We start from the raw sequence: 7,328 nt of genomic DNA on the forward strand, positions 1-7,328 counted from the left end.
AAGTAAGGGGGGTGGTGTCGTCGACACCACCCCCCTTATAAGAGTTGAGAATTAGTTGTCTAGCCATAGGGCTTGTAACCCTTACGAATTACATTCTCCTCAAATGCTTTGACAGTCTAGCCTATGGCTCCGTGACGATCTGTACTTTAGGATTGTTCTTAAACACATTCTTAAGGTGCGTCTCCTCGTCTCCTGCATCTACTATAACCTTGGTCAGCTTGGGATTGTCAGTGGCAATCTCATACTGAGCCTCTTCATTATAGCCCCCATTCTTTAGGTTCACCCACTCCATCTCAGGCATCTCCTCAGCTGTAATCTCTCGAATTATAGGATTAGACGAACAGTCGAGAGCATGAAGAGGATTTTTTGAGATCATCAGCTTAAATAGCTTCGGCAGATGACTGAGGTCAATCTCTGTCAGCGCATTGTCAAAGAGGAATAGAAACATGAGCTTCTCAAAACCTTGAGATAAGTCTATCTGCTTGAGGTGATTTTGATACAGGTTTAGGCGTTGTAGGCTAGGCAAGTTCTTCAGTTGTACGGATTGTAGCTGATTATTGTCAGCGTGTAGCTCTTGTAGTAATGGCATATTAGATAGGTCTAACGATGTGAGCTGATTTTTGACCAGCTCTATTCGCTCAAGCTTAGGATGCTGTCCCCATGTAATCTTACGTAGCTTACAGCGATTGGCTAGAACCTTCTGGAGCTCTGCTAGTTGTGTTAGGTCTAGTTCTGTCAGTTTAGTGTCTTGACAGTATAGCTCTTGTAGCTTCTTATTGTTACTTAGATCTATCTGGTGAAGATCTTTATTCCCAAATAAGCGAAGATCTAAGAGCTCGGGCATTTGACTTGTGTTGATTTCACTCAGCCCGACATAGCCTATACGTAGATATTTGAGCTTAGTCAAGCCCTCTATAGACTTTACTGAAGAGCCTACAGGCTGACTATTGACATCTAGAGAGTCTAGATTGAGAAAGTACTCAAGCCCTTTCAGATCTGTAATCTTTTTGTCCTCGGGTATTTGATCGTCTGGTTTATATCCAAACTTGAGAGAGGTCACCGTAAGAGCCTCTTGAGGGGATAACTGCCCATCGTTATTGGCGTCAGCCGTGGGGTGCTGTGCTAGGATAAGCTGTAAGAGCCGCTTGTCTCCAAAGGCTATAGTCTCTGACATCCCCTTCTTCTCAAGGACTGTTAGGGTTAGTCTAGCTACAGACCCTTGTGCAGTAGCTGTAATGATAGCAGTACCAGGCTCTATGGCAGTGATTGTTCCGTTTTGGACAGTGGCTATTTTAGGATTAGAGCTTTGCCAGGTGATAGTAGCCTTTGGGGTATGTAGCAACTTGGGTGTGGCTTGCTCCCCGACGTACAGCTCTAGTGTGGACTGCTCAAAAGCCATCTTGGGGACGTCAGGGCAGTCATCTGTACAAGAGACTAGAAGCATAAGGCTTAGAAGTAAGGCACCCTTTAAGTAGAGAGCCATTAGAATAGGTGTTTTAGTCATAAAGTGAGTATAGCTTGTTAGTGAAGTTATTTGGTTGTCCTTTTGATAGGAACTACGAAGGTAATGATTTTTTATCGTAAATCCATACAAGAGAGCTTCGCTAAAGGCCAACTCCTAACTTGAGTAGCTGGAGAAAACACCCCCAAAAAGAAGAGAGGCCTGCGCTATGCGGGCGGTTTTTTGTAAGTTTGCAGAAGTAATTGAATTCATCAACTATAGATACCTATGAATATATTCCTTCTACAAGCAGCACAGGCAGCACCACAGGGAGCCCCTGCGTGGACTTCGCTCGCATTCTTTGTAGTCATCATCTTGATCTTTTGGCTTTTCTTCATTCGCCCTCAGAGCAAGCGACAGAAGAAACTGCAACAGCAGCGTGATGCGCTCGCTGTGGGCGACTCTATCATAACCGCTGGCGGTGTGCATGGTGTGATCCGCAAGGTGTACGAACAGACCTTTGAGGTGGAGATAGCCAAGGATGTCTGCATAGAGATCTCCAAGAGCTCGGTATATCCGCTCGGCACGGATCCTAACGCACGCTAGTAGACTCCCCAACCTGCTAAGACGCGAGCGGTGCGACTCAATCTGACCCCTAAGCTTCGCCCAGGTGGAGAACCTGTGGTGCGTAAGCAGCGTATCCCTGGCTTGAAACGTCTGCTGGCGATTGCTGTGTGGGTGCTCCTAGCGACCGCCCTATGGTTTATGCAGACGCTCTCTCGTGGCACGACTTCGATCGTCCACATCCCCATCGTATACGAGGAGATGCCGAAGGCAATCGGTCTAGAGGGCGAGCAGCCGACCATGCTGGACGTTAGCGTCTCGGCAAAAGGTTCGCAGCTCCTCTTTCGCTGGATGAAAGGGGTGACACCGATCAAGCTATCGATGCCTCAGCGGGTTCCCCTGGGAGGGCGCATCCTCTTTAGCAATGCGGTCTTGACACAGAAGGTGCGTGAGAGCCTCGGAAGTGCTGTGCAGATTCGTGAGATCTACCCCAATCAGATCTCGCTACGCGCATTTCCTCTCCAGAGAAAAGAGGTGCCAGTCATCAATCGCGTGTCGGCCTCTGCTAAGGATGGCTACATGGTTCTCCCGCTCACGATGACTCCGACCACGGTCGAGCTATATGGTAGTCGTGAGGCGCTGGAGGGAATTAGCGAAGTGCGCACCAAAGGGCTGCTCTACAAGAACTTGTCGCAAGACAAGGTACTGCGAGTACCTCTCGAAGAGATCCCCAACGTGCATAGCTCTCCCGACAGTGTGCAGCTACAGATCTCTGTCGTCGAGCTCACGGAGAGACGCATCGAACTGCCAGTCGTGGCTCTGAACACGCCAGCAGGCTTTGTCGCCAAGCTCCTCCCAGCGCGTGTCTCTCTGACCTTGACGATGCCGATCACGGACTACAATAAGCCTATCGGCAACCAAGTCTCGGTGGTCGTGGATCTGAGTCAAATATCAGAAGCTGTGCAGAATGGGGAGAAGCGCCCCGAGATGCTCCCCGTAAGAATCGAGGGTCTACCCGACTGGGTGGTGCGTGCTACTGCAGCCCCCAAGGCGGTACAGTATATCCTAGAGGCTACCTAGCCGTGAGCCGTAGTGGCTACTGAGTTATGAACAAAAAAAAATTGCCCGCACCAATCCCCCCCCGTATCTTAGGACTGACGGGAGGAATTGGTGCGGGCAAAAGCTTCGTGGGTCAGAAGCTTGTCCAGTCAGGACTACCCCTTATGGACAGTGATGCGGTGGCGCGGAGGGCTTACACCGATAGTGAGCAGGTGCGTCAGCAGGTCATTGCGTTGCTAGGTGCGGAGGTCTACGATGCGGAGGGGAAGCCTCGCTACGATGAGATCGCTCGTAAAGTGTTCGCTCCGTCTGATGAAGGGCGCTCCTTATTGCACGATCTAGAGCAGATCATTCACCCTTATGTATCTGACCAGCTAAAGGCTTGGGCTATGGAGCAGCAAGCTCCCGAGGGGTGGGTCGTCCTAGAGAGCGCCATCTTATGGCAGTCTGGCTTCTATCATCTTTGCGATGCGGTGGTCGTGGTGACAGCTCCTGAGGCGGTACGTGTGGCTCGTGTTCAGGAGCGTGACGGAGCTTCGCTCGAGCAGGTACAAGCACGGATCGATCGTCAGGCAAGCTACTCTTTTGCCACCCTTCAGCAGGCGCATTCAGAGCTGCCACTCTATGAGATTCACAATGATGGTGTGCAGGAGCTGGAGGGACAGGTAACACAGCTCCTCTCTCATCTAGCCACTCTGTAGATACTCTTTGCGTGTATGGCGAGTTCGGTCGGGTTGTGGGCGTTGACCCCTTTTGGGGCAGATCGGGGAGCTGAGGATATTATCTTACTGCTGCTCCTCATGCTGCTCTTGCTCCCAGCGCTTATGCAGATGTGGGTAGGCTCTCTTATGTCTCGCTCGGTAGATGCGTTACTATATAATAGAGGGCACATCTTCTTTCGCAACTTAGTACACCGGGTCTCTGTCGGCACCTATACACTCTTAGGTGGGTTGCAGCGACATCTGCTGGTCGGTGTAACGGGCTGTCTGCTCTTGCGCTACTATGGAGGCTTACCCACAGGCGAGCTCTGGACGACGCTCTCGCAGATAGGCGCTCTAGCCCTCGGTAGTCTGATCTTGAGCGGCCTTTATCTAGGTGTCAATCGTCTACTGGCGGGGATCTACCTTGACTCCGCCTTTTACCTACACTGGGTACGTCACTACAGCATCTTGGAGTGGCTATGGCCCCTGCCCCTCTACATAAGCTCTTTGCTACTACTGGCGGGCGTCTGGCAGGAGGTCGCACTTTGGCTCACAGTGGCTGTCATCCTCTTATGGCGCCTTGCGATCATTTTGCCCACAGCCCGATGGCTGGGGGAGGCTGGAGTGACTCCTTTGCTTATTTCTTTGTACCTTTGCAGTCAGGAAGTGGCTCCTCTTGCCTATCTCGTAGGCTTTGGAATGCTGATCCCATAAAAGAATCTATCGTATACCATTAGCACCCCTGCCTGTGAGTATGTCACGGATTAAAAAAATACTTATTTCTCAGCCCGCCCCACTGATGGCCAATCCATACACCGAAGTTGCTGAGAAGTATCAAGTGGAGCTTGACTACAAGCAGTTCATTCGTGTCGAGACGGTTGCAGCGAAAGAGTTTCGTCAGCAGCGCATCAATCCGTTGGACTACACAGCCATCATCTTTACCTCTCGTACTGCTATCCTGCACTTCTTCACGCTGATGAAAGAGATGCGCATATCGATCCCAGATACGATGAAGTATTACTGTAGCTCCGAGATGTCCGCTCCATACCTGCAGAAGTTTGTCAACTACCGTAAGCGCAAAGTCTTCTTCTCACCGACAGGACGTACCGAGGATCTGGTCAAGGTCATTACCAAGCACAAGAGCGAGAAGTATCTCCTACCCGTCGCTGAGGAGCACAGCGATAAGCTCTCTGACCTGCTTACGGAGGCTGGCATAGACTATACTAAGTCGGTTATGTATCGCACCATACCTCGGGAGTTAGAACTTGAGAAGCCATTGCCTTACGATATGATCATCTTCTTCAGTCCGATTGGGATTACCTCACTCTTTGAGAATGTCCCCGACTTCAAACAAGAGGATATAATCATCGCTACCGTCGGGCCCAAGACTGCGCAAAGAGCCGAGGAGCTAGGACTCAGAGTGGACATCAAGTCTACGGGCAGTCGTCAGGATCCACCGATGCCTGAGTTGCTGAGCAACTTCCTTGCCGAGCAGGAGGGATGACTACGGAGGAAGGCAACCCTCGCTCCCTCCAGAACCGACATCTACCCAAAGGTGAGCGACTCTATCTGCGTGAGGAGATAGAGCGACTGTATGATCGGGGGCGCTCATTCGTCTCTTACCCCATTCGTGTCGTATGGCTCGCCGAGCCTCTCGCCACGCACTTCCCTGGCGAACAGGCGCAGGTCGCTGTCATGACCTCGGTCGCCAAGCGGCGCTTCAAGCATGCCGTTGATCGTAACCGTATCAAGCGCATGACCCGCTCAGCTTATCGGCTTCACAAGACTCCGCTCTGGCAAGTTGCCACCCAGCATCACTGCACCGTGCGACTAGCGCTCCAGTCTGTCGCTAAGACGATGCCGACTTACTCTGAGCTAGAGCAAGCCGTAGAGCAAGCCATAGCACGTATCGTCAAGGAGATAGACAAGTCAAGCCCGACGTCCTCAGTGGCGAAAGCTTCGCCCAATCGTCCAAAGCAGACGATGGCAGCACCTTCTACCCAAGCTAATCAAGCAGACTCGCAGCAGCTCTCACTAGCGGTCCGCTTACTGAGCTACCCAGTCAAGTTTTATCGCGCTTGCATCTCGCCCTTGCTACCACCCAGCTGTCGCTTCACACCCACTTGCTCGCAGTACGCACTAGAAGCGCTACGAGTGCATGGCGCACTCAAGGGTACTTGGCTAACCATTTGGAGACTCTTACGATGTAACCCCTTCAATCGACATGTGGGTTACGACCCCGTGCCACCACGACGATGAGCAACGAGCGACACCACAGCCACCGAGAGCTTTTAGACTGTCACACTCATAGCCACGAGGTGAACGGGCTAGCCATTCGCTCACTCACCTACGAGGAGTGGAGCGGTGGCGTCACGATCCAGGAGGGACAACTCTATTCGATAGGCCTTCACCCCTGGTCTCTGCCCCTAGCGGAGCGTTTGTCAGACCTCATCGATCAGATGCGAAGCCTCCTAGCGTCTACCCCTCAGATCGTCGCTGTCGGCGAGTGTGGCATTGACAAGGTGCGTAGCAACGCTTCTCTCGCTGAGCAACGAACCTGGCTAGAGGCGCAAATGCGCTTAGCCTGTCAATTCCATCGTCCTATCCTCCTACACACTGTGCGCGCTTGGAGCGAAACGATTGAGATACGTAGAGAGCTGGCGCAAGAGTTTGACCAGCTCCCTCCGATGGTATTACATGGCTTTCGGGCTAGGGGAGAGGTGGCGCAGATGATGCTACACCAAGGCTTTGCGCTCTCCTTCGGTCGTCACTACGACTTAGCAGCTTTGCAACTAGCCTATGAGGCGAATGCGCTACTTGTCGAGACCGACGAACTGCCCCAGGGTCTTACGCATCGGGAGGCTTTAGCGGAGATCTACACCCATCTAGCCACGGCGCTCGCCATCACCCCCGAGGCGCTGGCAGAGCGCGTGACAGCGACACCTTTCTGGCAACAAGTAGAGAGGCTAGGCTCTTTGCGCTAAAAGCGTTACCTTAGTAGCGCTAACAGATTGAAAGCGATGACAGAGACAGATCAGCTAGCATGCTCCCCAGAGTATCAGATGCTGCGAGAGCAGTACGATATGCTCGTTGCAGCCTACACGACGCTCGTATCCCAGTATCAGAATATGACGGATCACGAGGCGCCCCACCTATCGGCGCTCTATATGCACTACTTCGGCAAGCTGCTGTACACCCAGTTGCGTCTAGGCCTCTCCATAGCGGCACTACGCTTGCGGCGCTCGCTCCTACAGGCTTACATCAATCGTGACCAAGCGCCCGACCTCGTCGAGGTAGACAAGCAGATGGCGCAGCAGCGCCTCGAGTATCGTAGGCTCCTGGAGCAAAAGCTGGATCAGCTCAAGGCGGCACAAGCTTATTGGAATGCCCCGCGACTCACTCCCGAGGAAAGCAAAGAGCTCAAAGAGATCTACAAGATCCTCGTCAAACGCCTCCACCCAGACCTCAACCCGTACTACACGGAGGAGGACAAGAAGTTCTTTCTCGCTGCGGTCAAAGCTTACAAAGCTTGCGACCTCCAGCAGCTACAAGCCATACTGGCA

The 7,328-nt window shown here is 52.3% G+C and carries 9 protein-coding genes and 1 pseudogene; 9 read left to right on the top strand and 1 reads right to left on the bottom strand.

From position 1 onward, the window contains the following. Positions 1–121 precede the first annotated feature (121 nt). The gene (locus Q0X57_RS06745) at positions 122–1,504 is read right to left on the bottom strand and encodes an Ig-like domain-containing protein (protein WP_297729392.1); all 1,383 of its coding nucleotides are present in this window, start codon (positions 1,502–1,504) and stop codon (positions 122–124) included. Positions 1,505–1,729: 225 nt separating this feature from the next. Here Q0X57_RS06745 and yajC point away from each other — a divergent pair, with 225 nt between their 5' ends. The 9 genes and pseudogenes from yajC to Q0X57_RS06790 form a co-directional block, all read left to right on the top strand. Then, positions 1,730–2,047 (top strand): preprotein translocase subunit YajC, encoded by a 318-nt coding sequence (yajC, locus tag Q0X57_RS06750; RefSeq protein ID WP_297729395.1) that lies wholly within the window; start codon positions 1,730–1,732, stop codon positions 2,045–2,047. A gap of 30 nt (positions 2,048–2,077) precedes the next feature. After that, positions 2,078–3,085, top strand: a complete 1,008-nt coding sequence (locus tag Q0X57_RS06755; protein ID WP_297729398.1) for a CdaR family protein — start codon at positions 2,078–2,080, stop codon at positions 3,083–3,085. A gap of 26 nt (positions 3,086–3,111) precedes the next feature. Then, the gene (gene coaE / locus Q0X57_RS06760; RefSeq protein ID WP_297729400.1) at positions 3,112–3,765 is read left to right on the top strand and encodes a dephospho-CoA kinase; all 654 of its coding nucleotides are present in this window, start codon (positions 3,112–3,114) and stop codon (positions 3,763–3,765) included. A gap of 15 nt (positions 3,766–3,780) precedes the next feature. Further along, positions 3,781–4,479, top strand: coding sequence for a DUF4271 domain-containing protein (locus tag Q0X57_RS06765; protein WP_297729403.1), 699 nt, complete (start codon positions 3,781–3,783; stop codon positions 4,477–4,479). A 40-nt stretch (positions 4,480–4,519) separates the two neighbouring features. Further along, the gene (locus tag Q0X57_RS06770) at positions 4,520–5,269 is read left to right on the top strand and encodes a uroporphyrinogen-III synthase (RefSeq protein ID WP_297729406.1); all 750 of its coding nucleotides are present in this window, start codon (positions 4,520–4,522) and stop codon (positions 5,267–5,269) included. After that, positions 5,266–5,664, top strand: a pseudogene (locus tag Q0X57_RS06775) (ribonuclease P protein component); the annotation flags it as partial. The gene Q0X57_RS06770 and the pseudogene Q0X57_RS06775, both read left to right, overlap by 4 nt. Positions 5,665–5,748: 84 nt before the next feature. After that, positions 5,749–6,024: a membrane protein insertion efficiency factor YidD gene (yidD, locus tag Q0X57_RS06780; protein ID WP_297729415.1), complete on the top strand. Its 276-nt coding sequence runs from the start codon at positions 5,749–5,751 to the stop codon at positions 6,022–6,024. Further along, positions 6,021–6,749 (top strand): TatD family hydrolase, encoded by a 729-nt coding sequence (locus tag Q0X57_RS06785; RefSeq protein WP_297729409.1) that lies wholly within the window; start codon positions 6,021–6,023, stop codon positions 6,747–6,749. The genes yidD and Q0X57_RS06785 overlap by 4 nt, the downstream gene beginning before the upstream one ends. A 36-nt stretch (positions 6,750–6,785) precedes the next feature. Continuing rightward, on the top strand, positions 6,786–7,328 hold a 543-nt coding region (locus tag Q0X57_RS06790; RefSeq protein ID WP_297729412.1), incomplete at its 3' end, for a molecular chaperone DnaJ.

Source organism: uncultured Porphyromonas sp. (assembly GCF_947254915.1).
In the GTDB taxonomy this organism is placed as follows: Bacteria; Bacteroidota; Bacteroidia; order Bacteroidales; family Porphyromonadaceae; genus Porphyromonas.